Annotated in this window: 22 protein-coding genes and 5 pseudogenes; 17 read left to right on the top strand and 10 right to left on the bottom strand. The window is 50.3% G+C overall.

From position 1 onward, the window contains the following. Nucleotides 1-38 precede the first annotated feature (38 nt). The 3 genes and pseudogenes from IB226_RS11740 to IB226_RS11730 all read left to right on the top strand — a co-directional run bounded on the left by IB226_RS11740 (nucleotide 39) and on the right by IB226_RS11730 (nucleotide 2,795). A complete protein-coding gene (locus tag IB226_RS11740; RefSeq protein WP_192235555.1) occupies nucleotides 39-821 on the top strand; it encodes an SDR family oxidoreductase in 783 nt (260 codons plus the stop codon). A gap of 132 nt (nucleotides 822-953) precedes the next feature. Then, nucleotides 954-1,772: an oxidoreductase gene (locus tag IB226_RS11735; protein ID WP_192235629.1), complete on the top strand. Its 819-nt coding sequence runs from the start codon at nucleotides 954-956 to the stop codon at nucleotides 1,770-1,772. Further along, nucleotides 1,773-2,795, top strand: a pseudogene (locus IB226_RS11730) (NADP-dependent oxidoreductase). A 457-nt stretch (nucleotides 2,796-3,252) separates the two neighbouring features. Here the strand turns inward: IB226_RS11730 and IB226_RS11725 are convergent. After that, on the bottom strand, nucleotides 3,253-3,681 hold the full coding sequence (locus IB226_RS11725; protein ID WP_192235554.1) for a cupin domain-containing protein: 429 nt from the start codon (nucleotides 3,679-3,681) through the stop codon (nucleotides 3,253-3,255). 304 nt (nucleotides 3,682-3,985) lie between these two features. Here IB226_RS11725 and IB226_RS11720 point away from each other — a divergent pair, with 304 nt between their 5' ends. Both IB226_RS11720 and IB226_RS11715 read left to right on the top strand, forming a co-directional pair. After that, nucleotides 3,986-6,448 carry a membrane-bound PQQ-dependent dehydrogenase, glucose/quinate/shikimate family gene (locus IB226_RS11720; protein ID WP_370579590.1) on the top strand — a complete coding sequence of 821 codons (2,463 nt, stop codon included), beginning with the start codon at nucleotides 3,986-3,988 and terminating at the stop codon, nucleotides 6,446-6,448. A gap of 74 nt (nucleotides 6,449-6,522) precedes the next feature. Next, nucleotides 6,523-6,921: a hypothetical protein gene (locus IB226_RS11715; RefSeq protein ID WP_192235553.1), complete on the top strand. Its 399-nt coding sequence runs from the start codon at nucleotides 6,523-6,525 to the stop codon at nucleotides 6,919-6,921. Between the two features lie 42 nt (nucleotides 6,922-6,963). On the opposite strand, the gene IB226_RS11710 is transcribed toward IB226_RS11715, so the two are convergent. Further along, complete coding sequence (locus IB226_RS11710) at nucleotides 6,964-7,563, bottom strand: TetR/AcrR family transcriptional regulator (protein WP_192235552.1); 600 nt, start codon at nucleotides 7,561-7,563, stop codon at nucleotides 6,964-6,966. Nucleotides 7,564-7,732: 169 nt separating this feature from the next. Between IB226_RS11710 and IB226_RS23260 the strand changes: the two are divergent. From IB226_RS23260 to IB226_RS11695, 4 genes and pseudogenes are all read left to right on the top strand, one after another. After that, nucleotides 7,733-7,935 (top strand): annotated as a pseudogene (locus IB226_RS23260) (glutathione S-transferase N-terminal domain-containing protein); the annotation flags it as partial. Further along, nucleotides 7,912-8,166 carry a hypothetical protein gene (locus IB226_RS23255; protein WP_225608290.1) on the top strand — a complete coding sequence of 85 codons (255 nt, stop codon included), beginning with the start codon at nucleotides 7,912-7,914 and terminating at the stop codon, nucleotides 8,164-8,166. The pseudogene IB226_RS23260 and the gene IB226_RS23255, both read left to right, overlap by 24 nt. A gap of 27 nt (nucleotides 8,167-8,193) precedes the next feature. Beyond that, on the top strand, nucleotides 8,194-8,493 hold the full coding sequence (locus IB226_RS11700) for a putative quinol monooxygenase (RefSeq protein WP_110868401.1): 300 nt from the start codon (nucleotides 8,194-8,196) through the stop codon (nucleotides 8,491-8,493). Nucleotides 8,494-8,671: 178 nt separating this feature from the next. Then, complete coding sequence (locus IB226_RS11695; RefSeq protein ID WP_192235551.1) at nucleotides 8,672-9,370, top strand: FadR/GntR family transcriptional regulator; 699 nt, start codon at nucleotides 8,672-8,674, stop codon at nucleotides 9,368-9,370. A gap of 42 nt (nucleotides 9,371-9,412) precedes the next feature. Here the strand turns inward: IB226_RS11695 and IB226_RS11690 are convergent, their stop codons facing one another. From IB226_RS11690 to IB226_RS11680, 3 genes are all read right to left on the bottom strand, one after another. Further along, entirely contained in the window at nucleotides 9,413-10,747 is a 1,335-nt protein-coding gene (locus tag IB226_RS11690) for an MFS transporter (protein ID WP_192235550.1), read from the bottom strand. Nucleotides 10,748-10,843: 96 nt separating this feature from the next. Further along, on the bottom strand, nucleotides 10,844-11,836 hold the full coding sequence (locus IB226_RS11685) for a transketolase family protein (protein WP_192235549.1): 993 nt from the start codon (nucleotides 11,834-11,836) through the stop codon (nucleotides 10,844-10,846). Nucleotides 11,837-11,864: 28 nt separating this feature from the next. Beyond that, nucleotides 11,865-12,701 (bottom strand): transketolase, encoded by an 837-nt coding sequence (locus tag IB226_RS11680; RefSeq protein WP_192235548.1) that lies wholly within the window; start codon nucleotides 12,699-12,701, stop codon nucleotides 11,865-11,867. Nucleotides 12,702-12,904: 203 nt separating this feature from the next. Between IB226_RS11680 and IB226_RS11675 the strand changes: the two genes are divergently transcribed. Next, nucleotides 12,905-13,867, top strand: a complete 963-nt coding sequence (locus IB226_RS11675; RefSeq protein ID WP_192235547.1) for a LysR substrate-binding domain-containing protein — start codon at nucleotides 12,905-12,907, stop codon at nucleotides 13,865-13,867. A 78-nt stretch (nucleotides 13,868-13,945) separates the two neighbouring features. Continuing rightward, the gene (locus IB226_RS11670; RefSeq protein WP_370579611.1) at nucleotides 13,946-14,248 is read left to right on the top strand and encodes a VOC family protein; all 303 of its coding nucleotides are present in this window, start codon (nucleotides 13,946-13,948) and stop codon (nucleotides 14,246-14,248) included. A 140-nt stretch (nucleotides 14,249-14,388) separates the two neighbouring features. On the opposite strand, the gene IB226_RS11665 is transcribed toward IB226_RS11670, so the two are convergent. After that, complete coding sequence (locus tag IB226_RS11665) at nucleotides 14,389-15,339, bottom strand: AraC family transcriptional regulator (protein ID WP_192235545.1); 951 nt, start codon at nucleotides 15,337-15,339, stop codon at nucleotides 14,389-14,391. A gap of 96 nt (nucleotides 15,340-15,435) precedes the next feature. On the opposite strand from IB226_RS11665, the gene IB226_RS11660 reads away from it, so the two are divergent. From IB226_RS11660 to IB226_RS11650, 4 genes and pseudogenes are all read left to right on the top strand, one after another. Further along, nucleotides 15,436-16,179, top strand: a complete 744-nt coding sequence (locus tag IB226_RS11660; protein ID WP_192235543.1) for an SDR family NAD(P)-dependent oxidoreductase — start codon at nucleotides 15,436-15,438, stop codon at nucleotides 16,177-16,179. Nucleotides 16,180-16,196: 17 nt separating this feature from the next. Next, on the top strand, nucleotides 16,197-16,595 hold the full coding sequence (locus tag IB226_RS11655; protein ID WP_192235541.1) for a VOC family protein: 399 nt from the start codon (nucleotides 16,197-16,199) through the stop codon (nucleotides 16,593-16,595). Between the two features lie 237 nt (nucleotides 16,596-16,832). Then, nucleotides 16,833-16,913 (top strand): annotated as a pseudogene (locus IB226_RS23405) (TetR/AcrR family transcriptional regulator); the annotation flags it as partial. 307 nt (nucleotides 16,914-17,220) lie between these two features. Then, on the top strand, nucleotides 17,221-18,123 hold the full coding sequence (locus tag IB226_RS11650) for a GGDEF domain-containing protein (RefSeq protein ID WP_110868391.1): 903 nt from the start codon (nucleotides 17,221-17,223) through the stop codon (nucleotides 18,121-18,123). A gap of 184 nt (nucleotides 18,124-18,307) precedes the next feature. On the opposite strand, the gene IB226_RS11645 is transcribed toward IB226_RS11650, so the two are convergent. Both IB226_RS11645 and IB226_RS11640 read right to left on the bottom strand, forming a co-directional pair. After that, entirely contained in the window at nucleotides 18,308-18,691 is a 384-nt protein-coding gene (locus IB226_RS11645; RefSeq protein ID WP_192235626.1) for a Rid family hydrolase, read from the bottom strand. Between the two features lie 361 nt (nucleotides 18,692-19,052). Then, nucleotides 19,053-19,649: pseudogene (locus IB226_RS11640) on the bottom strand (MFS transporter); the annotation flags it as partial. On the opposite strand from IB226_RS11640, the pseudogene IB226_RS23250 reads away from it, so the two are divergent. Further along, nucleotides 19,640-19,756: pseudogene (locus IB226_RS23250) on the top strand (LysR family transcriptional regulator); the annotation flags it as partial. The pseudogenes IB226_RS11640 and IB226_RS23250 overlap by 10 nt on opposite strands. A 155-nt stretch (nucleotides 19,757-19,911) precedes the next feature. Here the strand turns inward: IB226_RS23250 and IB226_RS11635 are convergent. After that, nucleotides 19,912-22,221, bottom strand: a complete 2,310-nt coding sequence (locus IB226_RS11635) for an FdhF/YdeP family oxidoreductase (protein WP_192235539.1) — start codon at nucleotides 22,219-22,221, stop codon at nucleotides 19,912-19,914. A gap of 644 nt (nucleotides 22,222-22,865) precedes the next feature. Next, nucleotides 22,866-23,072, bottom strand: coding sequence for a DUF3606 domain-containing protein (locus tag IB226_RS11630; RefSeq protein ID WP_101761078.1), 207 nt, complete (start codon nucleotides 23,070-23,072; stop codon nucleotides 22,866-22,868). A gap of 347 nt (nucleotides 23,073-23,419) precedes the next feature. On the opposite strand from IB226_RS11630, the gene IB226_RS11625 reads away from it, so the two are divergent. Continuing rightward, the gene (locus IB226_RS11625) at nucleotides 23,420-23,659 is read left to right on the top strand and encodes a transcriptional regulator (RefSeq protein WP_110868383.1); all 240 of its coding nucleotides are present in this window, start codon (nucleotides 23,420-23,422) and stop codon (nucleotides 23,657-23,659) included. Nucleotides 23,660-23,717 lie beyond the last annotated feature (58 nt).

The raw sequence follows: 23,717 nt of genomic DNA, 5'->3' as shown, positions 1-23,717 counted from the left end.
GCGAATTCTGTTTACACTTTAATAAAGAAGATCAAATTATGACTAAAGCTTCAGTTCTCATTACAGGCGCATCCACGGGTATTGGTGCGGTTTACGCTGAACGGTTCGCCCGCCGGGGCCACGACCTGGTTTTGGTTGCGCGCGACAAAACGAAGTTAGAAATACTGGCCGATCGTCTGCGACAGGAAAATGGCATTTCTGTCGATGTTTTGCCTGCTGACCTTACGCAAACGAGCGATTTAGCTGTGGTCGAAGCTCGCCTGCGTGAAGACGCGCAGATTGGCATTCTTATCAATAACGCGGGTATTGCACAGTCCGGCAGTTTTACAGAGCAGACACCTGATTCAATAGAAAGCCTTATCGCGCTTAATGTTACTGCGCTGACGAGACTTGCCAGTGCCGTGGCACCACGCTTTGTGCAAGCGGGCGAGGGATCGATCGTCAACATCAGTTCCATCGTCGGACTCGCCCCAGAATTTGCCATGACGGTTTACGGCGCCACCAAAGCCTTCGTGCTTTTCCTGTCTCAGGGAATGCATGTCGAGCTGTCATCTAAAGGCATTTATATCCAGGCGGTGCTCCCTGCCGGCACTTACACGGAAATCTGGGACCGTGCGGGTATCGACATCACTAACTCGGCAAAATTCATGGAAGTGGGCGAATTAGTGGATGCCGCACTGGTAGGTTTTGACCGCCGTGAACGGGTTACCATTCCGCCTTTACATAATGCTGCCCGCTGGGACACCCTGGATGCTTCGCGTCAGGCTCTGCTTTCAGACATCAAACAAGATGAATCCGCAGAACGATATAAATCACTGTAATCAATGAGGTGTCCTGTGCAGAACGGTCTTCCGGCTGTTCTGCACAGCGGTAAATCCGACATAAATCAATTACAGCCTGTCGTCTCATCAGCGATGAGAAACCTGAAACATCTCATGAAGGCCTTATTCAGCATGGCAAAAAAACGTGTTGCACTGGTTACCGGCGCGTCTTCGGGTATCGGCGAAGCGTCTGGTCATAAACTTTTAGCCGCAGGATTTACGGTATATGGTACGAGCCGTCGTGGCGCTCAGGCGGGAAAGCATCCATTTCCTTTACTGGCGCTGGATGTGACGGACGACGCTTCTGTCGAGGCCGCCATTGAGGAGTTGCTGCGTCTGGAGGGGCGAATCGATGTTCTGATTAATAATGCGGGCTTTGGGGTTGCTCCAGCGGCGGCGGAAGAGAGTTCTGTCGAACAGGCCAAACACATTTTCGACACCAACTTTCTGGGCATCGTCAGGTTGAGCCGCGCAGTGATCCCTCATATGCGCCGTCAGGGCAGCGGGCGCATCATCAATATCGGTTCGATACTCGGCATCGTTCCGTTGCCGTATGTGGCACTTTATGCTGCCAGTAAGCATGCGGTCGAAGGGTATACCGGAGCACTGGATCATGAACTGCGCACACAGGGCATCAGAGTGTCTGTCATCGAACCTGCCTACATGAAAACACAGTTTGAAGCCAATAATATCGAGGCGGATGCAAAGCTTCAGGAGTATGACCAGATCCGGGCTAAGCTGACGAAAGTGGTGAGCAAGGCAATGGCTGAGGCGGAAAGTCCGGAGGTGGTGGCTGACGTGGTGGTTAAAGCTGCTCAGACTTTACGCCCGAAGGTGCGCTACACGGCGGGAAGGCTGGCAGGTCAATTGAATTTTATTCTCAGATTCGCCCCTGCGTCATTCCTGGATAATGTGGTGCGCAAAAGTCTTCAGCTTGATGCGAAAAAATAAATGAAGAATAAGACGATGAAAGCACTTACGTTTAAACGCTATGGTAAATCCCCTGAGCTGGGATTCGATAACATCGATTGCCCTTCCCCCGATGATAATGAAATCCTGGTAAAAGTTTTCGCTGTGGGTCTGAACCCGATTGATAACATGATCCCAACCGGAATATTCAAACCGGTTTTGCATTTTAAACTCCCCGCCACTTTGGGAAGCGACTTAGCCGGGGTTGTCATCGCCGTGGGGAGTTGAGTGATGCGGTTCAAGCCTGGTGACGAAATTTTCGCCAGCACTTTCGACACGGGAATAGGTTCTCTTGCGGAGTTTGCAGTGGTACCAGAGAGCGCTGCAGCCATAAAACCCACAAACCTGGATTTCGTGCAGGCGGCTTCGCTCCCGATGGTGAGCCTCACATGCTGGCAGGCGCTGACAGAGCGAGCCGGGTTGCAGCCTGGTCAGAAGGTCTTCATCCCGGCAGGTTCCGGGGGGATTGGCAGTTTTGCCATCCAACTGGCGAAGCACCTTGGCGCACAGGTGGCCACGACAACCAGCACAGACAACGCCGGGTGGGTGAGTCATCTTGGCGCAGACGAAGTGATTGATTATAAAAAGCAGGAATTTGAAAACGAGCTGAGCGGCTACGATGTGGTTCTCGGCACTATCAGAGGCGATTCAATTGAAAAAGCCACCCAAATTCTCAAGCCGGGCGGAAAGATTGTTTCTCTCATCGGTCCATTAGATGCTGCGTTCGCCCGGTCGCGGAGACTCAACGTCCTGCTGCGTTTAGTTTTCGGGCTGATGAGCCGCAAGATCATACGTCTTACAAAAAATCGACGCCTCATTTATTCATTTCTTTTTGTCCGTCCTGATGGCGATCAGCTCGCCCAAATCGGCAAACTCATTGAGGCAGAACAAATCAAGCCGGTGATCGACAAGGTATTCCCTTTTATAGAAACAAAGGAAGCTCTTGCCTATTTGGTTCAGGGGCACGCGAAGGGCAAAGTAGTCGTTAAGATGCAGGAGTCATAACAAATGAAATTTGAATCTGTTTAAAGAATAATGAAAGAAAAACTCCACTAATTTGACGATATATCAAGGGCATGTTGTCAGCTAAATTGATGGCCGTGAATGTCCGCTATTCGCTCATAGCGAACCTGACGCGCGCGTCCGTTTCCTGCCATTAGCGGATGCGACGGCTCTGAATGAGAAATTAATAGTTGAAGGTATAAGATCTCTGGCTGACGGTGATTTTAAAAATGAGCGAAAAGATCATCGGCTTAGTATCTTGTACACGAATGTCAAATCGGTTGAAACAAATACTGATTTCTAAACCGGCTTTAGCTGACTTATTGCTTTTGAATGAAATCACACTAACTGAACTCTGCATCAGAAGACCATGCCACGCATGACAGGTACGGCTTTGATATGTGGCCTGCCCGACCTCTGTCGCCAGAACACTCACGGCAGAACATCGGGCAATTGCGCGCTATCCCTGCCCGTTACGTAGCATAAAATCAGACGCAGAGCCGTCCTCAGGGTTCACAAAAATGATATCATCAGGTTCCCGACGGGGACTGTCGATGGACAGGAAAACGACGGGCTCTTCAATGAGCGTTGGCAGCGCATGAACCACGTTACGCTCAAAAAATAACAGGTGACCCGGAGCAAACTCGGCCTCGGTGCTTTCATCTTCCATCCAGAACGTCCCTCTGCCAGATACAACATATAAATACTCATCACACTGTTGATGGAAATGCGGGGGAACACCTTTGTAGGCTCGGAAGACCCTGCAACTGGCTTGAGGCCTGTCTGTCAGATATTCATCCGCCAACATGCTTTCAGAGGTCTCAGGGAGTTTCTTAGCTATTTCAGCAGGAATGAACCGCTCGGATTTCTTTTGGCTTTTAGTTCCCATATTTAATCCCTTTTAAAGTTAACGAAATTTCAGATGCGTACTTTATGAGATAAATAAAGCAGATATTTTATGAACCCAACCATCTGATTAATACCTCACTACTCAAGCGCACCTGCCCCTTAAGACTATAGGCATACATTTTCATTCTTAATATACTGAGTTTTTTCTCATGCACTCATGAATTAAAAGCCCATTGGATAATTAGTGCTTAATATAAATAACTGGTGTGACAAAATACTTACATCGTGATAACAATTTGCGCGCTTTATTTAGTTTAATTATTCATACAGGCAAGGTCATAATCGTGAATCAACCTTCAAACCTCAAGAACCGTCCAGGATGGGTCGGTAAACTGCTTGCAGCAATACTGTTGCTGTTGGGAATCTACATGCTTGCCGGCGGTGTCTGGCTTATTTCGCTGGGAGGTAACTGGTATTACGCCATTGCAGGCGTCCTCAGCATTCTGTCTGGGGTGGCCCTTTTCAGGGGGAAAGCTATTGCGGTTCTCTGGTTCAGCCTGCTGTTCTTCGGCACGCTGTTCTGGACGATATCTGAATCCGGTACGGATTACTGGCGCTGGGTGCCTCGTTTCGCACTGATACTGCTGCTGGCGATCGCGTTCTCCTTCCACCTGTCAACGCTGCTTCCACGCCTGCAGCGTAAGCACAGCGGGGCTGTGACGGGAGTACTGGTTCTCACCTTTATTGGCGCGGGCGGTCTGGCATTTCTTCCTCATAACACGACCGAAGCCAATGGTTTTCCGGCACCTGACGGTAAAAACTTTTCCGCTGACACCGGTACCGGAACCACTTCACAGGAGGTCAAAAATGACTGGCCTGCCTATGGTGGAAATTTGTCTGCAGCACGTTATTCTTCAACGTCACAGATTACGCCTGCAAACGTCAGTAAATTGAAGGTTGCCTGGCAGACTCATGCGGGAGATTTGCCACCAGGCGCTCGCTGGGGAACGGAGAACACGCCAATCAAAGTGGGTGATTTCCTTTATGTTTGTACAGCTGAAAACAATATAGTCGCCTTAGACCCTACTACGGGAAAACAAAAATGGCGCTTTGACCCTAAAATTAACCGGGATGCGCTGCCATATACCCCCGCATGCCGCTCTCTGGCCTATTTTGACGGTACTCAGAAACCCTCTCAACAACCTTCTCAGCCGGCTTCGGCTCCTGCTATCGCTGCTGTTTATCAACACTGTGATCGCAGGATCATTCTGGGCACGCTCGATGCCCGTGTATTCGAGGTGGATGCGCAGGACGGAACCCGTTGCACTGATTTCGGCAAGAACGGTGAGGTATCCATCCTTGAGGATATGGGTGAAACCTACACCGGCTACGTTTCGATTACCTCCGGAGCGGTAGTGATCAGGGATACGATTGTTGTTGGTCATCAGGTCATTGACGGCCAGCGTGTCTTTGGCCCGCCAGGCGTTACTAAAGCCTACGACGTTCGAACCGGCAAGCTAAAGTGGGCATGGGATGCTGCTAATCCTGAGGACGCCACGCCTAAGCACGGCAATGACGCTTACAAGCGCGGAAGTCCTAACGTTTGGACCTCGTTTACCGGTGATGAAAAACTGGGGCTGGTGTATCTTCCTGTCGCTAACCCTTCCGGTGACTACTGGAGCGCGCCGCGTACCCCTGCTGAGCTAAAGTACGGCGATTCGCTGGTAGCACTTGATATCAACACCGGGCTCCCGCGCTGGAACTTCCAGACGACCCATCATGACATCTGGGATTTCGATCTGGGCTCACCACCTACCCTCGTTGACTATCCTCAGGCCGATGGCAGTAAAATTCCCGCCATCATTCTGCCGACCAAAAACGCTGAGCTTTACGTTCTTAATCGTGAAACCGGTAAGCCGCTGTTTGACGTGATTGAAAAGCCGGCGCCGCAGGGAGGAACCGACCCGGATAAGCGTTCGCCGACCCAGCCATATTCCACTTTCAATAGCATGCGCAAACCGGATCTGACGCCTGCCAGCACCTGGGGGCTGACGCCATTGGACCAGCTGTACTGCCGGATTAAATTCCAGCAGGCTGACTACAGAGGCGCCTATACGCCGGGCTCAATCGGAAGACCGTTTATTTCCTATCCGGGCTACAACGGCGGAAGTGACTGGGGTGGCGTTTCAGTTGACCCTGTGAATGGTCTTGTCATTGCCAACTATAACAACACCGTTAACTATACCGAGTTTGTGGCAAGGAGCGTTGCGGATAAGCTTCACGTCCATCCTTCGGATAAAATTGGCTATAACCTTGACACCCATGCCAGTCCGCTGACACCTCAGAGCGGCGCGCCGTTTGCGCTGAACATCAATCCGGGCTGGCAGAATGGCTTTACCGGCATGCTCTGCAACGAGCCCGCGTACGGTGGCATTCGTGCAATTGATTTGCGTACCGGGCACACCGTCTGGGATCGCCCGCTGGGGACGGCCAGGAAAAACGGTCCGTTTGGCATTCCAACCGGTATGCCGATCAACATCGGAACGCCTAACAATGGGGGTTCTGCCGTAACTAAAGGCGGGCTGGTCTTCATTGCAGCAGCGACGGATGACCTTATCCGTGCCATTGATATTAGAACCGGGAAAACGGTCTGGTCAGCGCCGCTGCCGGCAGGTGGCCAGGCAAACCCAATGGTTTATGAACAGAACGGTAAAGAGTATGTGGTGATCGAAGCAACCGGACATCATTTCATGAGAACAGGTAAAGGCGATTATGTCATCGCCTACGCGTTACCGGACACAATCTGATAGCCATCACGGCACCTGCGGGTGCCGTTTTTGCGGCTGCTACACTCAGCGATAATTAAATTTAAGGAGAGTGTATGAAGGATGAACACGCAAAAAAAACCGCAGCAGGTTTACCTGCAGCACGAACTCGTACTTCAGAGCGACAAAGCATGGAGCGGGCAGCCTTATTAGCACTATCCTTCGGGCAGGCCACAGCTTTCCGTCATGCGTATGACCCTCCCACCCACACGGAATTACCCCGGCATACCCACCCATGCCGATGCAGCCTAAGTGTTGTCAGGCAAGTTAACCATTCAGTAAAAAGAGACGGGAAAAGCTATACACTTTATGCGAGTGAGACGCTTAACGAGACCACAGGCAGCACGCAACGGGGATTTACCCTCGATGATGCGGTAGAAATGGTTAAATTTTATGAAGACGTGGAGGTGCAGGCTCTATCAGTGTCATTACAAGGACAGATGTCTGAGTTTTAGTTTTTTGCCGCCACTTTTTCGATTAAGGGTGTAAAACCCGACTCAATGCCCTATGCCCTTACACAGCACACGCGCACAGCCCATTGCCAGCTCTTCCAAAGTCATTTCATCCCGGGGAACCCTGGCAGCCTGATCGATCATCCCGACGAAGCATCGCGCGACCGTCAGCGCATCGACGTCCTTGCTGAATACCCCCAGCTCCTGCTCCTGTGCAATGTTGTCCGCGATCCATATGGCGAGCGAGGCTTTAGTTTCCGTGCAGCCCGGCGGCTGGAACAGACCAATTTCTGTCAGATCCGGATCTTCTGCGAGAAAACTCAGGAAACTGATAAAGCTGAACTGGAGACTTTTGACCAAGGCTTCTCCGCCGATGGGCTTTTGGATCAGCAAATCTTTCGTGATGATCCTGAGTCTGCGGCGAAACTCATGAACGAGCTCCTCATATGCGGCTTCTTTGCTGTCAAAATAGATGTAAAACGTGGGTTGGCTCAGCCCGCTGGCTTTGACGATATTGCTCACTTTAGTGCTGTGAAATCCCAGTCTGGCGAATTCGCGGCAGGCATGCTCCAGCAGGCGCTGGCGGGTTACTTCGCCTCTGGTAGGCTGCGGACTGTTCTGAGGCTGGGTAACGCGATGTGACAAAGCAGGGCTCCGATAAGTAAACTGGATCAGCAACGCATCTAGTGTAATCACTCTCTAACAGCTAAGTAAAATAAAGGATTATGTGTGGACACCAAGATTACTCACAAGTAACATTACTATTGAGTAATGTTACTTGTGAGTAATCTAAAATCTACAAGGAGGTTGCTTGATGAAATTACATATTTACGAGCATTGTCCATTCTGCGTGCGGGCCCGCATGATTTTTGGGATAAAGAAAATTCCTTTTGAACTGCGCGTCATGTCTGATGCTGAAACGTCCACAAGAATGGTAAGTAAAAAATTGCCCCTATCCTTGAGAAGGACGACGACACCTTCATGGCTGAAAGTATGGATATCGTTCACTACGTTGATGGGCAGTATGGCGGGAGGTTCTTGAAAGGCAGAGGGAATGCCAGGCTCGGTGAACTCGAGACTATCCTGGAGTACCGGGAAGAGATCAATGAATCGGACTTCAGGCTTTATCCACTATTGCGCTCGCTCACGATTGTCAATGACATCCGATTCGGTGCAAAGACGCGCATCTATCTTGATTTCATGTCTGCCCTGAGCGGCGTGAATAACTTGTTTGATCAGGCTCAATAAGCCAATTGTTACTATTCAGGAGGCACTATGACTGTACCGGTCGTCGCATTATTTACTGTTAAGGAAGGCTTTGAAGATAAGGTTCAAGAAATGTTTTGCAGCGTCATTGCGAGAACTCTGAGTGAAGAAGGCTGCATTACTTATCAGCTTAACCAGGACGCAGAGAATCCCCGTCGTTTTGTCTGGACCGAAGAATGGTCTTCTCTTGACCTACTACAAAAGCATCTGAATGCTGACCATATCGTTAAACTCTTCAGCGAACTCCCGCCGTATATTGAGCATTCAGAAGTCGTGGCACTGAAAAAAATAGCGGGCGGAAACGCCTGAAACCATCTGACCGGCAGGTAATGGTCTGATTTCATTACCTGCGGGGAGAACGGGTAACTTTTGCTCAGAATGCTGTTCTGTCCCCGCCCGGCACGCCTCTTATGTTGTCATCCCCTGATGCAGGCGTTAGGATATTCGGTAACCCACCCGCCCTCTGTAATCATCTTATGTGATAAACATGACCGGAATCCCCGAAGAAAGTCAGTCCCTGATCAAACGGATACTCGCGACTGCTGCAATTGATAAAAATGGCATATACAGACTGCCTTCTGAACGGGTCCTGGCGGAAAAAATGGGGGTTCAGCGATCCATTATCCGAAATGCCCTTTCCTCTTTGGAATTTTTTGGTTTTATTGAGCGTAATCAGGGAAGCGGAACGTTTCTCAGAATGCCTCGCCTGTCATTTGCCAACCTCTATTTTGATATTGCCTCACAGTTAGGCTACATCTCGCTCGATACCATCGAAGACGCCCGGGAAATGTTCGAGAAAATGCTGGCCGAAGAAGCGGCCACGCATGCATCTGATGAAGAAATTGCCGAACTCGAACGCCTGAGCGATCTGATGGTGACGGTTGAAGGTTTTGAAGAAAAGGTTGAGGCAGACTATCAGTTTCACCTGGTGCTGGCTGGTATGACCCATAATCCTGTCATCATGCTTTTTTATCAGAGCATCGCTTCTTTCATCGCCGATTTGCTAAGAAGACGACGCAGCATCATGAAAGGTCTGAACGAATCGGAAACCCGCATTAACAGCAATCACAAAGATATTGTTAAGGCCATTGCGGCCCGCGATCCCGATGCCGCCAGGGTAGCCATGGAGGCGCATTTCGCCCACTGGGAGCGGGAAAATATGCTGATGAATCTGCTTATGCAGTGATCGTGCAACCGGCTGCGTGCAGCCGGTTACATTGGCTGTTTATCACTCCAGTTCAGCACCTGCAGGCAGAGGTTCACGAATGGTAAAGACCACCACCAGACACAGTGCCGCGGCGATACCCAGCGTGATGAACACCGCATTCCAGCTGTAGTTATCCAGCAATACTCCGACGATCAGAGGCATACACACCGCTCCCAGCTGCCCGCCCATGTTAATAATCGCGTAAGCGACCGGATAGGTTTCCCTGGACGCCCGAGCCATGGCATATACCGAGTAAGCTGAGTACCCCAGCGCTATCAGAAATCCCAGGCAGAACAGCAGCAGGCCCAGCAGGTAGGGGTTCTGTGGCGCTATAGTCATCAACCCTGTCATCACAATCGTGCAGACTGCACTGAACATCATCAGGGGCTTGCGGCGCTTGGCCAGCAGATTATCCGAAATCCAGCCGCCGCAAAGATTCCCTATCACGTTTCCGGCGAACGGCGTGGCAGCAAGCGCCGCGGAAGCCACAATGGACAGCTTGTGTTCCTGCAGAAGATATTTTGGCAGCCAGGACATAATCACGCCGTCAACAATCCCCACCATGCACATGTAACCGATTGCTGCACCGTAAATATCCCATGACCGGAAAATAGACCGGGATGAGTCGAGTGGGATGAGCTTTGTCGTTCTGATCATGCGGTCAATGAAGCCATATCGGAACGCCCGGCTTTTGAAACGTCGCTTGCTCCCTTCTTCATCACGGCTGACTTCCGCGATGTAATCCGCCTCCTGTTGATTCACAAAGCGGCTTTCTGCCGGGGTATTCCTGACCAGGACATACCACACCAAAGCCAGAATGACTCCCGGTATTGAAAAGAACAGAAAGATATGGCGCCAGTCATAATGAATCAGAATCCAGGCACAGATGGGAGGAACCAGCAACGGGCCGAATTTTGAACCGGCCAGAAAAATGCCCGTGGCCGTCCCCTTCTCTTTCGTTGGAAACCAGTTGTTGATGGTGGCCGTTGAGCTGATCACGACGGGAGCTTCGCTGACGCCCACCAGCGCGCGCAGAATTTTAAGGTGCCAGACAGAATCAACTTTGCCCATCATAAACGTGAAGACGGATGTCAACAGCATACCGGCGGCATAGGAAACCCGGATCCCTTTACGTTTAACAAAAAAGCCCGCCGGGATCTGACATAGTCCGTAACCGGCAAAAAACAGGCTGATGATGAGACCTATCTCTGAATTGGTCAGGTCATATTCTTTCTGGATAAAAGGAATAGCGAAGCCGATGTTTGCCCGGTCTGCCTGTGCAACCATAAAGAGTATAAAAATGAGTGCTATCACAAACCATCTGTACTGACTCTTCCTTTTTAATTTATCAATCATGATAAGCCCTTTATCTTTCGGATATTTTCAATGGCAAGGCTTTAAAACAGAGTTGCACACACCCCTGCACACGCAGAGGCGTGTGGATGACATGCTTTATTGTTTAATCCAGGATGCAATGTTGGAGGCAAGTGAACGTGCGGATATCTCATAGCGGTCATGAAGCGTTGGCAGCGCGCCAGCATCCAGGAATCTATCCGGCAGCCCGACCTGCCTGAATGGCCGGAATATTCCGTGTCGCATCAGCGCGGAGGCTACGGCTTCGCCCAGTCCGCCAATCACCGTGTGGTTTTCTGCGGTGATCACCAGACAGTGACGTTTTTCCGCCTCACGACAAATGGTTGCTTCATCCAGTGGTTTGATGGTTGGCGAGTGCAGTATCGCGACGCTGATACCCTCTTTTTCCAGCAGGTCACGGGCCTGAATGGCGCGCATGGTCATCAGGCCAGTCGAAATAATCAGCGCCTGGTGGCCGTCTGCCAGCAGCTTCGCTTTTCCGACCTCGAACCTGTAGTCAGGGAACCGATCCAGAATGACCGGCACTTTTCCTCGCAGCAAGCGCATATAGACAGGACCTTCATGTTCATATATGGCCGGAATAGCCTGCTGAATATCAATGGCATCGCATGGATCGATGATGGTCATGTTCGGCATGCCGCGAAAAATAGCAATGTCCTCTGTTGCCTGATGGCTGGGGCCATATCCCGTTGTGAGCCCCGGCAATGCACAGATGATTTTGACGTTAAGCTTTTCCTCTGCGATAGCCATACAGATGAAATCATAGGCTCGTCGTGCGGCGAACACGGCATAGGTGGTGACAAAAGGCGTAGCCCCCTCGCGGGCCAGCCCTGCAGCGGCGCTCATCAGCAGCTGCTCAGCCATACCCATCTGATAAAACCGTTCCGGGAACTCGCGCGAGAAAATGTGCAAATCGGTATAGGCCGCCAGGTCTGCCGACATGCCGACGATATCATTGTGTTTTTTTGCGAGCTCGACCAGGGCATGGCCAAAAGGAGCCGGAATGGTTGCCTGCCCCTCTTCAGCAATTGAAGCAATCATGGCAGATGTGGTCAGTTTTTTAGTGGTCATAGTGGCCTCATTGAGTCGGAAGTGATTTTCAGATATGGCGTTTCAGGACATCAAGTGCCTGCTGCCACTCGGCATCAGCTACGCGAATGAAATGATTTTTGTCTCTCTCTTCCAGGAAAGGCACTCCCTTCCCCATCAGCGTATCGAGAATGATCACGCGTGGTTGATCGCCCGCGTGATGCCGGGCCGCATCGAATGCACTGACAAGTGCCTGCAAATCGTGCCCGTTCACGCGCTGAGCAAACCAGCCAAACGCCTCAAACTTTTTATCGACCGGCTCAGTGGCCAGAACTTCCTGACTGTCTCCGTCCGCCTGTTGGCGGTTAACATCTACCAGCGCGATCAGGTTGTTGAGCTTCCAGTGGCTGGCGGAAAGCGCGGCCTCCCACGTCGACCCTTCATTCAGCTCACCGTCCGACAGCAGGTTATACACCGCCGCATTGTTCCCTTTTCTCTTAAGGCCCAGCGCCATGCCAACAGCAATACCCAAACCATGCCCTAGCGAGCCGCCGGTAATTTCCATCCCCGGGGTATAGGCCGCCATGCCGGACATTGGCAGAATGCTGTTGTCGCTACCGTAATTCTCTATCTCATGCTCAGGAATGATTTTTGCCTCGATGAGAGCGGCGTACAGGCCAATTGCGTAATGACCGATTGAAAGCAGAAAGCGGTCACGACCTTCCCATTCAGGATCTTCCGCCCGGAAGGACATGGCATGGAAATAGGCCACCGTGAGCGCATCAGCAATGCCCAGTGCCTGCCCTATGTAGCCCTGTCCCTGCACGGCGCCCATACGCAGGGCATGCCGGCGAATCGAATAAGCATGTTCAGAAAGGCCGTGAAGGTTGTGATTCAGTTCTGTCATCAGAAGTTCCCTTGAGTGGTATTGTCTTAATGGTTTACCACTTAACAATAAACCCCATTCATATGTCCATTTACGCTTGCTGTGTAAATACAGAACTGTGAGAGCGATCTCGACAAATGGTTAACCACTTAGTGAGGATTGACTGTGACCGCCTTTTTGAAGCTGATAAAATAGGGTCAGTCTGGTGTTACAAGGTTTGAAAAATGAGAAATTATGCGGAGATCCCTTCACTGAAGTGTCTCCAGGTTTTTGAGCATATTGCTCGGGCGGGAAACGTGGTTCGTGCGGCTGAAGCGTTGGGTATTTCCGCGTCAGCCGCGAGCCATCAGCTAGCCACGCTGGAAAAGAGCCTGGAGTGCCAGCTGTTCGAACGTCACGCTGCCGGCGTGAAACTGACCGCCAGGGGAGAAGCTTACCTGGAGATCATTGGCGTGCATCTACAGGGGCTGATTCAGGCAACCGCGGAGATGAAGGCCGCAGGCCGCGTGAACAAAATCCATATTCACAGCTCACCCACCTTCGGCTACCTGTGGCTTTTACCGCGCATTCAGTCATTTCAGCAGCAGTATCCCGGCACCGAAGTTACGCTGGCCTGCTCGTATGAGGACGTGGATTTCGGACGCGGCGAAGTGGATATCGCTATCCGACATGGCTTTCCGTCATGGGAAGGTTTCGATATCAGGTCCGTGAGAAATGAACGCATTCTGCCCATGGCATCACCGGAGTACCTTGCGCACGCACCCGTTAGTGCGCCAGAGGATTTGATCTCACGCAGGCTTATCTATTCGGAAAATACATTACTACGCTGGCCTGAGTGGTTCCGGGCACATAACATCGCCCAGCCCGCCCAGCCCTGGCTTTTCAGGTTTGATCGTTCATACATGAGCCTGGAAGCCGCCGCGATGGGGCACGGTGTAGTGCTTGAAAGCGAGCTTCTGGCAGAGAAATTCCTGCGTCAGGGTACGTTGGTCAGGATCCTTCCTGAGCAGTTTAGCCATACCATCAGCGCACATCATCTCGTCATGCCGCTGGGCTATCGGAGCAGGCCAAAGCTGCAGAATTTTCTGGGTTGGTTTGAAGAAAATTTAGCCTCTGCCGGGACTGTAAATTCACCTGCCCTTACCGGCCCGTCAGACAGTCAGACAACGTCCGTATCTCCATCATAATCCGGGTGCATAAGATGCTCTCTAGCCCTACAGCTTTAGGCTGAAGACTTCCTTTTCACTTGATGAAAGAGAGGAAATATCCAGAGGGCTGATAGCAAAAGTCAGCATCATGAACTGACGCTTCTTACTCATAGCGGGTATACGCTACCTGCATCGAGGCTCTGGCTTCATGATAAAGACATAACAGGCGCTTCAACACATCTCGCTTTTGCTGCCAGTGAACGGGCCATAGTCGACGAATTCTGGCGTGCCGCTCTACAGGTAGGCGGTAGAGACAATGGCGAACCGGGAATTCGCAATCATTACCACTCTCACTATTACGCCGCTTATATCTTAGACCCTGACGGTAATAACATCGAAGTCGTCTGTCAGAAAGGATGAGTAAGATGGCCGGACGTCACTTTGCGAAATTGAATCCCATCTGAATTACGGCCTGTTAGTTTCGCCTGGCTGCTACCCGCGAAGTGAAATATCGTGTGGTGAGTTATTGCTTTGTTACGGCAGCAAAATTTACTGCCGCATCAAACGTGGTGATTCAGCGGGCTTTCTGCACCATCAGCGTCGTACCTTAGACTTGCAACGTCTTTCAAAGGAGAGCGGCCAAAGAAACGGGCGTACTCGCGATTAAACTGAGGCACGCTGCGATAACCCACCTCCATGGCAACAGACGTGACGCTCTGCTGGCGCGCCAGTAATTTGGTTCTGGCATGGAGAAGACGGACGCGCTTCTGATACTGGACCGGACTCATGTTTGTCACGGACTTAAAATGACGATGAAAAGCCGATACGCTCATGGCTTCCTGTGCGGCCAGTGATTCAACCACAAATTCATCAGCAAAATTATGTCTTATCCAGCGAATCGCATTACCTATCCGCGCCAGCATGGTTCCCGGTGAAGCAATATCCCTCAGCATCCAGCCATGTGGGCCTTTCAGAACATGATAAAGGATTTCACGTTCATATACCGGTGCGAGAGCCGGGATATCTTCAGGGCTCTTCATCAGGCGAAGCATTCTTACCCAGGCATCCAGCAGCTCGGGCGTGACGGCAGCAACGGAAAAAGCACCCGACTGTGGATCAGCCTTCACGGGAGGTAAATCAGCCAACAACGTCGCTATCCGCTCAGGTTTCAGGGTCAGACTGATCGCGAGATAAGGAGCACCGGTGGCCTCGGGAAGGACTTCGCCTACGGCTGGCAAATCTACTGACATGACAAAGTAAGAAGCAGGATTGTAGTGGAATATCCGGTCACCTACCGTCATGGATTTACTTCCCCGCAGTATGAGATTAACCATCGGCTCATAGACCGCAGCCAGAGCATGCGCGGGAACGTCCCCCTGCACCATTGCCACACGCGGTATACCGGTTTCGGTTCGCCAGTTTCGGGCATGAGCGGCCAGAAGGCGCAGTTCGTCAAGCAGGGGTTCCAGTGTCAAGGTCAGCCTCCTCCGTATGATGATTAAAGCGAGCATAAAGCAGAAAAAGGCAAGAATCGAGCAGGAACGCAGAGGCTGAGCTGTCCCGGAGGTTTTATCCTTTTTCCTCTCGCAGACAGAAAGGATGAAACCTTGAAAATTGTACTGATTACCGGCGGCAGTGGCGGAATTGGCGCCAGCGTGGCGCAGCAGTGCGCGGCTAAAGGGATGGGGGTGATTGTGACTTATAACAGCCATCCTGAATCTGCCCTGAGGGTTGTGAAGGAGATTGAAGCGTCAGGCGGCCATGCCGTTGCGCTGCATCTGGATGTGGCTCGCACCGAAACCTTCGGCACTTTCCGCGATGCCTTACTGGAGATAGTCAGTATCACCTGGGAACGTGAGCACATTGACGTGCTGGTAAACAACGCCGGGTTTGGGCTCTTCAACCCGATTGAAACGGTGACGGAGAGTGAGTTCGACACTCTTTTTGCCGTGCACCTGAAGGGCCCTTTTTTCCTGACCCAAAAGCTGCTGCCTCTGATTTGCGATGGAGGACACATCATCAACGTTACCAGCGCCACCACGCGCGTGGCCACGACAGGTGTTGCGCCCTACGCTGCCTTTAAAGGCGGCCTTGAAGTACTGACCCGTTATATGGCCAAAGAGTTCGGGCCGCGGCGCATCCGGGCAAACGCAGTCTCTCCGGGTGCAATCCGTACGTCGCTGGGCGGAGGACTGAACGAAGAATTTGAGAAACTGCTCGCCTCACAGACCGCGCTGGAACGCGTGGGGGAGCCGGATGATGTCGGCCGGGTAATCGCAGGCCTGGTCTCTGATGACAGCGTCTGGATCAACGCACAATCCATCGAGGTCGCCGGCGGCTACCAAATCTGAATCCTTCCGGAGGTTTTATGCTCGATCATCTATTTTTAACGGTCAGCGATACAGACCGTTCTGTCCGTTTTTATACGGAAGCGCTTGCTCCTCTCGGCATCACCGTTCGTCATGATTATGACGGAAAAGAGGGGCCGCCCGGCCACCCGGATTTGAAAGGGTTCGGTGCTCAGGGCCGGATTTTTTTCTGGCTTCGCGAAGGAACTGTTGCGCCAGCTGCTGTACATGTCGGGTTTGTCGCGCGAAATCAAACAATGGTGAATGAAGCCTATGCTTCAGCCATGCGTGCCGGCGCGTCTGACAATGGCGCACCTGGCGCCCGGCTTCACTACGATCCCCGCTACTACGCCGCCGGCGTTTTCGACCCCGATGGCTACAGCCTTGAATTTGTCTTTAAAGAATGGCAGCACCCTTAATCATGAAAACACTACTGATTTATGGCGCCAACTGATACACGGGACGCATAACCGCCGCCCAGGCTAAAAGTGCCGGCCTGAATATTATCATTGTTGCAGAAACAGGCTGCGGCTGGGAGTATTTGCCGGTGAACTTGACCTCAGTATGCGGGTATTCGGCCTGGAGGACGCTGCTGAAATCGCGCACGCGCAGTTGCGGAAGTTACCGGGGCTGACGGGAAGATCCACCGACTTATGGCGCTGAGTATAAAACCGCCAAGTTTTTATGCTGCATATGGCAGTAAGGTTGGACTGTATGAACGGAGCCTGAAGCGTTATTTTTCCCTCTTCACTCATTGCAGACCTCATTTCTAAACATGTCCCCTTTGTGCCAGAAATGGGCGCTGATAGTCTTGCATTACATTAATAATTTCTGAGCAGGTCGGGTATATCCTGAACAATATTGAAACCATAAGTATCTAATCATAAATAGAAAGAAAATCAGCAGGATTGAGTTGGAAGCCTTTTTTTATTCATTTGAAACAATAAATTAGCATTCCTGGTTAGTCACCTCAGCCACACAAACCATCACCTCCATAAATAATTATGTGGTACTATTTATACCTGACCAAAACAGGATAGCGTGATGAATTTCAAGATACATGACAAACTCATACATGAAGTTGAATCTCCTAAAGGACTTCTTTATAGGATGGTGATCACTTATACTTGCTTTATGGCAACCTTGATTATTGTTCTCTCTTTTGCTATTGGTGACACTTCAAAAATCAACTTTTATTTCTTCATTAATTCTTGCACTGTAGCAGTGATGGCATGGTTTATCAGGAAATCTTTTAATATCCAATCTACTGAGGTGAACTTGCTTGTTTTTAGAGTGAGTTTGTTTCTGCTTTTGAACTCATCCCTGGCTTCAATGGCAGGCGGACTTGGTTTAATAGAAAGAGATACAGCATCATTAATTGCTTCAATTATTTATATTCCAGCCATATTAATGATTATTTTTTTATTTGAAAAGTTTATATCCTACGTGAACCATAATTATAAATCAGCGGTTAATCTTTCACTTACAGACGAATTAACAGGGTTGCCTAACAGAAGACATTTGAATGTTATATTGAGAGGATTGGAGAACCGGTCAGGAACTATCTGCATTGCTGATATTGACCACTTCAAAAAAATTAATGACACATATGGTCATGAGGCTGGAGACAGGGTGTTGAGAGATACCGGGCTGAGGCTAAGTAATCTTGTAAGCGAGAATGTTTTTATTGCAAGATCGGGTGGTGAAGAATTTGCCATCGTTATCTTTGATAATATCAACGCAGAAGATATCATCAGAAAAATTAAAACTTCGGTTTCAGATGCATGCAACGGAAGTTTCGGTATCACGCTAAGCATTGGTGTGGCAACAAAGCTTAAACATGACTCATCTTCCTCTGCTATCAATGCAGCTGATGATGCCCTGTACAGAGCTAAGAGAGCAGGTAGAGATTGCATTATCTACGACCAGTCGTTTAAAAATAATTAATTTTCCATAAAAGGGAGGAAGAAAGTTAAGGAGAATTTCCGCCTTCTTTTGTTTGATTAACTGAAAGCTAACGGTTTTCATGGAAAAGTCGGATGTCCGCTTCTCGCTCATAGCGGACCTGACATACCGGTCCGCTTGATGCCAGAAACCGACACAACTATTATTTTAGTGCCCACGCCTAAAACTATCTTTTGGCTACAATCCGCATTTCCACAAGGGCATTTTCAGGAATGAACTCTGACACGCCTATAGCTGACCAAGCTGGATATGGCGCCTTTACATACTCATCTTTTACTCTGGAAAAAACGTCGATATGTATTTTGAGGTCAATGTGAAAAGTGGTCATCTCAAGTATGTGTTCATAGTTTAAGCCTGCGGCATTTAAATAAACGCCAAGCTTATAAAAGGCATCATGAAATTGTTCTTCAGGATGCTTACTTATAGGTTTATCCCTTCGCGCTGCGGTAACACCGGAAAGATATACTGTGCCATCTGCTTCGATAACGGGGGAAAAGTGCCAATCATCGAAATAATGTTGAAATTCTTCAGGGACGATAGATTTTTTCATGATTTCATCACCAGTTGATGCGTTGATAAATTTCAGCATTTTCAACATTAAATGCCCTCAGCGCTCAGGATGTTTAACCCATCCACCCATTGCTCATTGAGCATAGAAGATATTGCCATGCGCGCATGTCCTTATTGTGCCAGTAGCGGACGACTTTGATGTCACGAATTATTCATGAATACCGAATAAATCCCTGATACGATAAAAAATAATCTGCCTGAAGTACGTGCAAAACGAAGAATTATCCTTGTGCATATTTCCTGCAGAAACTGAACAGCCTGTCTGGAAAATAGAAATAAAAACACGTTCTCAGCTTGCTGCCTAATTATATGGCGCTTACCGTCAGCTGAGAACTGTCGCGTTACCTTTGAGATAAGCCCTCCGGATTTCTAGAGCGATCAAAGGAGCGCCGAATTAGCCTGATACTTAACCCTGCCCCTATAGCCAGGCAGATAGCCATCGTCAGAAGCGCGACGATAAAAGCATGTGTAATTATTGCGACGCTGTTACCGTTCCCCACCATGCTGTAAAAAATGCCGCCGATAACCGCGACACTTAACGCGGTGCTAATTTGTAATGTCGAACTGGTTATGCCTGCAATCATACCTGAAAACTGTGGCGCGACCCGGCCTGTCACCATCCGCACCAGAGTTGGCATCGCCAGCCCCTGCCCCAGCCCAGTCAGGAAAAGCAGCATGGCGAGCGGCAGCATCGCGGGAGAGTTACCGGGCATCGTCGTAGCGATCAATCCTGCCATACCTGCCAAACCTGCGGTTTCACATCCCATTCCGATGGCGCTAAGGTAATTTCCGGCATACTGCCTCAGGTACGGTGTCAGTAACGGACCAATGAGAAAGCCGACACCAGAGGGTAGAAAAAGCGTGCCTGCAACTAAGGCATTTAAATGTAAGGCACTCTGCAGATAGACAGAAAACAGAAGAAAGAACGCGCCGATTGATGCGTGTGCCTTATGCGCTTTATGGCACGCCACAGAATGCACAGGCACTGCTCACCGCCCCCTCTTCGGTGGGGCTGATCCTGATGAATACTGGACAGTCACACTTTCCTTCTGAAGTGACCCCGTTCCCGTAGACATTTGCTGTCCTCACGATGAGGGCTCTGCTCCTCGCTCATAGCAGACCTTAAGACATTGCAAACTGGCGACCCTTTTGCCACGGTTGTGGCAATCAGAAGGCAGGCAAGCCTGCCTTATTTTCACTTTAATGGGATTCAACAGCCTGCGGAGTGACAACGTCGCGTGACCGCAGCGTGATACGTACCGGCGCAGATTTATACGATGGCGTACCGCTCTCCTTGTCGATGTAATCCAGCGGGATCAGGACGTTAGCCTCCGGATAATAGGCTCCAATCGATCCCTGTGAGATGGCATAGCGAATTACCGTCATGGATTCCAGACGCATACGGAAGCCCGGCACTGCTGACTCCAGATCCACAACATCCCCGTGCTCAAGCCCCAAACGTTCCAGATCAAAGTCACACATAAACAGGACGTCACGGCGGCCAAATACTCCGCGGTAGCGATCATCCATGGCGTAAATCGTCGTGTTGTATTGATCGTGACTGCGAAGTGTAATCAGACGTAGCACGTCGTCGCCCGGCACCGTCAAGTCTTCATGCGTGCCTTGATAAAGCGAAAACATCGCTTTACCGCTCGGGGTCGGCCAGATGCGATCCCGCGGCGGCAGTGGCATCTGAAAACCACCGGGTTGGCGAATGCGGGCATTGTAATCATCGAATCCGGGTATGGTTTTTTCGATCAGGTCGCGGATGAGATCGTAATCGGCTATCAACTCATTCCAGTTAACCCGCGTTCTCGGCAGAGCCGCGCTGGCCATCCCGGCAACAATGGCCGGTTCAGAACGCAGCAGCGGCGACGCTGGCTTCAACTTTCCGGAAGAGGCGTGCACCATCGACATGGAATCTTCAACAGTGACCGACTGGCGATTGCCAGACTGCTCATCCAGTTCGGTACGGCCAAGGCACGGCAGCAGTAGTGTCTCTTTCCCGGTCAGAAGATGAGTACGGTTCAACTTGGTCGCGATGTGAACACTGAGTTCAAGTTCACGCATCGCCGGAAAGGTCACGTCTGAATCGGGCAGCGCCACGGCAAAATTTCCTCCGAGGCAAATGAGCGCCTTCGACTGCTTATCGACTATCGCTTTCATCGCCTGCACCGCATCATGACCATGATGCGACGGTGGTGTAAATCCAAACACGTTTTCCAGCTTATTGAGAAAATCGGACGACGGTTTCTCAGTGATCCCCACGGTACGGTTACCCTGCACGTTGGAGTGGCCTCGTAACGGACAAACGCCTGCGCCGGGTTTACCTATATTGCCTCGCATTAGCAGCAGATTGACCAACAGGCGCACATTATCCGTACCGCGGTTGTGCTGTGTAATGCCCATACCATACGTCAGGATAGTGGCATTCGATTTGACGTAAGCTTCAGCGACGCGCCTGAGATCTGCCTGCTTCAGGCCAGAGTCTTGCTCGATTAATGCCCAGGATGTGGCTTCGATGTCCGCCGCGAAGCGCTCAAACCCTTCTGTGTGCTCGCGGATAAAGTCATGATCCAGTGCCGTACCGGTTTCAGCCTCAATCGCCAGCACCGCTTTGGCGATACCTTTAAGCGCAGCCGAATCGCCACCGGCACGGACCAAATAATACGTTGACGCGATATCGGTTGAGCTGTTGGTTGCCATCTCCATGACATTCTGCGGGTCGGCAAAACGCTCAAGCGCGCGTTCGCGCAGCGGATTAAACACGATAATCGGTACGTTATGGCGCGCCAGCTCGTGTAGCGTTCCCATCATGCGCGGATGATTGGTCCCTGGGTTATGACCCATTGAGAGAATAAGCTCTGCACTATCGAAATCGTCCAGTGACACGGTGCCCTTACCGATCCCAATCGACTGAGGCAAACCTACGCTGGTTGCCTCGTGGCACATATTTGAACAATCAGGAAAATTGTTAGTGCCATACTCCCGGGCAAAAAGCTGGAACAAATAGGCCGCCTCGTTTGATGCGCGACCGGAGGTATAGAACTCAACCTCATCTGGCGGCAGTGCAGCTAACTTATTGGCAATACGCGTAAAAGCCTCTTCCCAGCTCACTTCGATGAAGGTGTCGCTTGCTGCATCATAGCGCAGCGGCGTGGTTAACCTGCCGTATCCCTCCAGCTCATAATCGGAACGCTGTAGCAGCGACGTAATAGTGTTTTCGGCAAGAAATGCCGGCGTAACGCGCTTGGTGGTCGCTTCCCATGTGACCGCCTTAGCGCCATTTTCACAGAACTGGAAGGTTGAGCCATGATCCTTATCCGGCCAGGCACATCCGGGGCAATCAAACCCATCGGGCTGATTAGTGCGCATCAGCGTAGGCGGCGCTTTTAAGGTATCCATTTGGTTTTTAACGGCTATTGCGGTTGCCTTAAGTGCTCCCCAACCGCCCGCCGGGCCATCATAGGGGTGTACGCCTGGTACTGTGCGATGATTTTTTTTGCTCATACAAATTCGGCTCACGTGAATGTAATTTATGATGCTGCAGCCCCTGCGGAGGTTGCTTAACGTAACAGCGATATGTGCAGGTGTTATTTGAGCCTGAATATCCCTTCATCCACTGGTGTTATGGATAGTTTGAAGGTAGCAAAAAAAAACAGATCTCCCACGCTGGTTATCAATTGGTTACTTTTTTAATTCATTCCTCTGACTGGCTAGCCAAGAGCAACGACCGGAATTTTGATCTATCTACTCAGTGGAAGTGTATTGCCGCTTAGGGAAGGCGTACCTGAATGATTATTCTGGAACGTAAAGAGTGTCCCGTTGGGAAAGCAGCTATTTGTACTTTCTTTAACGAAATAATTATCTAATGACGATACATTTATTTCATCGTGCAAACGTTTTACTTTTTCCAGCTAACTGTCACAATAAAAAAGCTACATAAATAGCGCGCTATTATAAAGCACGCGATATACATAAATGATAAAAATTCTTATTTATAGTGACAACACCGGGGAAAACCTTATGCACACACGCTTTTGTTGGGCAGGTTTACGACGCGCCGCAGGTTATCGCGGGCGTTTATAAGCAGCACTTCACTACCACAAGGTCCGTTCGCCACCCTCACGGGGGTGGTTAACGGTTGACCGGCACTAACGTTTTGGGCGAGAAGTGGGGGTTGTCTCAAGCCACGCGCGCACGTTCTCCAGGTCCGGCCCGACTTCGCGCAGGGCCTGACTCAGTCGGTCTTGTGTGGTGCTTAACTTCAGAGTCCAGAACGTGATTTGCCACTGCTCGCGTATCTCTACCTGACTGAGGTCTGCGGGAATACGCCGCTGAATGTATTGACGGTTTTTCATTATTTTTATCCTTTTCTGTTTTATGTAGGAACGCCCGGCATGAGGCTTGCCAGCGCAATACATTCCCTATATTGAACAATCACCCTGGATAAAATAGAGGAATATTCCTGCTGTTGAGGTGGGGATAAAAAAGGAGAGTAATCCTGGCGAGGCCAGCGATTTATTCTGACATGTGTTAACAATATCTATTTCATTAAACTAAAAAATAATTATTTTCATTTCTTCTTAATAAGCCTCTGATAAATGAGAAAATTAAAACACTGCATCCAGGTCAAGTTAACGTGATGTTTAGAGGCGGGTGAGCGATACACCCAAATTCACTCCATCCCGTATTTAAGGAGTTTTCTTTGAGAAATCAACTTTTAGAGCGGCCCGTGGCCGTACAGCATAATATTCGTGATCTCAGGCTTGCCGCTGGCCTTTCACAACAGAGTGCCGCTGAGCGTTTCGATCTTAGCCTGCGTGTTTGGCAGTCGAAAGAGTCTGCGAAGAATCCAGGGCAGCTCAGCCAGGGCGAATATGAATTGTTATTGTTGCTGGCTGGGCAACATCCATATTTTGCACTGGTGTCGCAACAAAAAAAGTAAGCTGCCTTGTCCGTATCATTCGATAAAGATCAAGCACTGTATCAATGTCACAGAGTTA

Origin of the sequence: Pantoea sp. PNT03 (assembly GCF_014852515.1) — a bacterium.
GTDB lineage: Bacteria > Pseudomonadota > Gammaproteobacteria > Enterobacterales > Enterobacteriaceae > Pantoea > Pantoea leporis.
Note: the sequence above shows the minus strand (reverse complement) of the source record. Positions and strands in the feature narration are given on the sequence as shown.

What these genes read in the sequence shown, in the direction of transcription:
- IB226_RS11655 (WP_192235541.1), top strand. Translation starts at nt 16,197, where the DNA reads ATGCTCGATCATCTATTTTTAACGGTCAGCGATACAGACCGTTCTGTC.
- IB226_RS11650 (WP_110868391.1), top strand. Translation starts at nt 17,221, where the DNA reads ATGAATTTCAAGATACATGACAAACTCATACATGAAGTTGAATCTCCT.
- IB226_RS11690 (WP_192235550.1), bottom strand. Translation starts at nt 10,747, where the DNA reads ATGATTGATAAATTAAAAAGGAAGAGTCAGTACAGATGGTTTGTGATA.
- IB226_RS11735 (WP_192235629.1), top strand. Translation starts at nt 954, where the DNA reads ATGGCAAAAAAACGTGTTGCACTGGTTACCGGCGCGTCTTCGGGTATC.
- IB226_RS11675 (WP_192235547.1), top strand. Translation starts at nt 12,905, where the DNA reads ATGAGAAATTATGCGGAGATCCCTTCACTGAAGTGTCTCCAGGTTTTT.
- IB226_RS11635 (WP_192235539.1), bottom strand. Translation starts at nt 22,221, where the DNA reads ATGAGCAAAAAAAATCATCGCACAGTACCAGGCGTACACCCCTATGAT.
- IB226_RS11695 (WP_192235551.1), top strand. Translation starts at nt 8,672, where the DNA reads ATGACCGGAATCCCCGAAGAAAGTCAGTCCCTGATCAAACGGATACTC.
- IB226_RS11740 (WP_192235555.1), top strand. Translation starts at nt 39, where the DNA reads ATGACTAAAGCTTCAGTTCTCATTACAGGCGCATCCACGGGTATTGGT.
- IB226_RS11630 (WP_101761078.1), bottom strand. Translation starts at nt 23,072, where the DNA reads ATGAAAAACCGTCAATACATTCAGCGGCGTATTCCCGCAGACCTCAGT.
- IB226_RS23255 (WP_225608290.1), top strand. Translation starts at nt 7,912, where the DNA reads ATGGATATCGTTCACTACGTTGATGGGCAGTATGGCGGGAGGTTCTTG.
- IB226_RS11700 (WP_110868401.1), top strand. Translation starts at nt 8,194, where the DNA reads ATGACTGTACCGGTCGTCGCATTATTTACTGTTAAGGAAGGCTTTGAA.
- IB226_RS11685 (WP_192235549.1), bottom strand. Translation starts at nt 11,836, where the DNA reads ATGACCACTAAAAAACTGACCACATCTGCCATGATTGCTTCAATTGCT.
- IB226_RS11725 (WP_192235554.1), bottom strand. Translation starts at nt 3,681, where the DNA reads ATGGGAACTAAAAGCCAAAAGAAATCCGAGCGGTTCATTCCTGCTGAA.
- IB226_RS11665 (WP_192235545.1), bottom strand. Translation starts at nt 15,339, where the DNA reads ATGCTCGCTTTAATCATCATACGGAGGAGGCTGACCTTGACACTGGAA.
- IB226_RS11715 (WP_192235553.1), top strand. Translation starts at nt 6,523, where the DNA reads ATGAAGGATGAACACGCAAAAAAAACCGCAGCAGGTTTACCTGCAGCA.
- IB226_RS11680 (WP_192235548.1), bottom strand. Translation starts at nt 12,701, where the DNA reads ATGACAGAACTGAATCACAACCTTCACGGCCTTTCTGAACATGCTTAT.
- IB226_RS11645 (WP_192235626.1), bottom strand. Translation starts at nt 18,691, where the DNA reads ATGAAAAAATCTATCGTCCCTGAAGAATTTCAACATTATTTCGATGAT.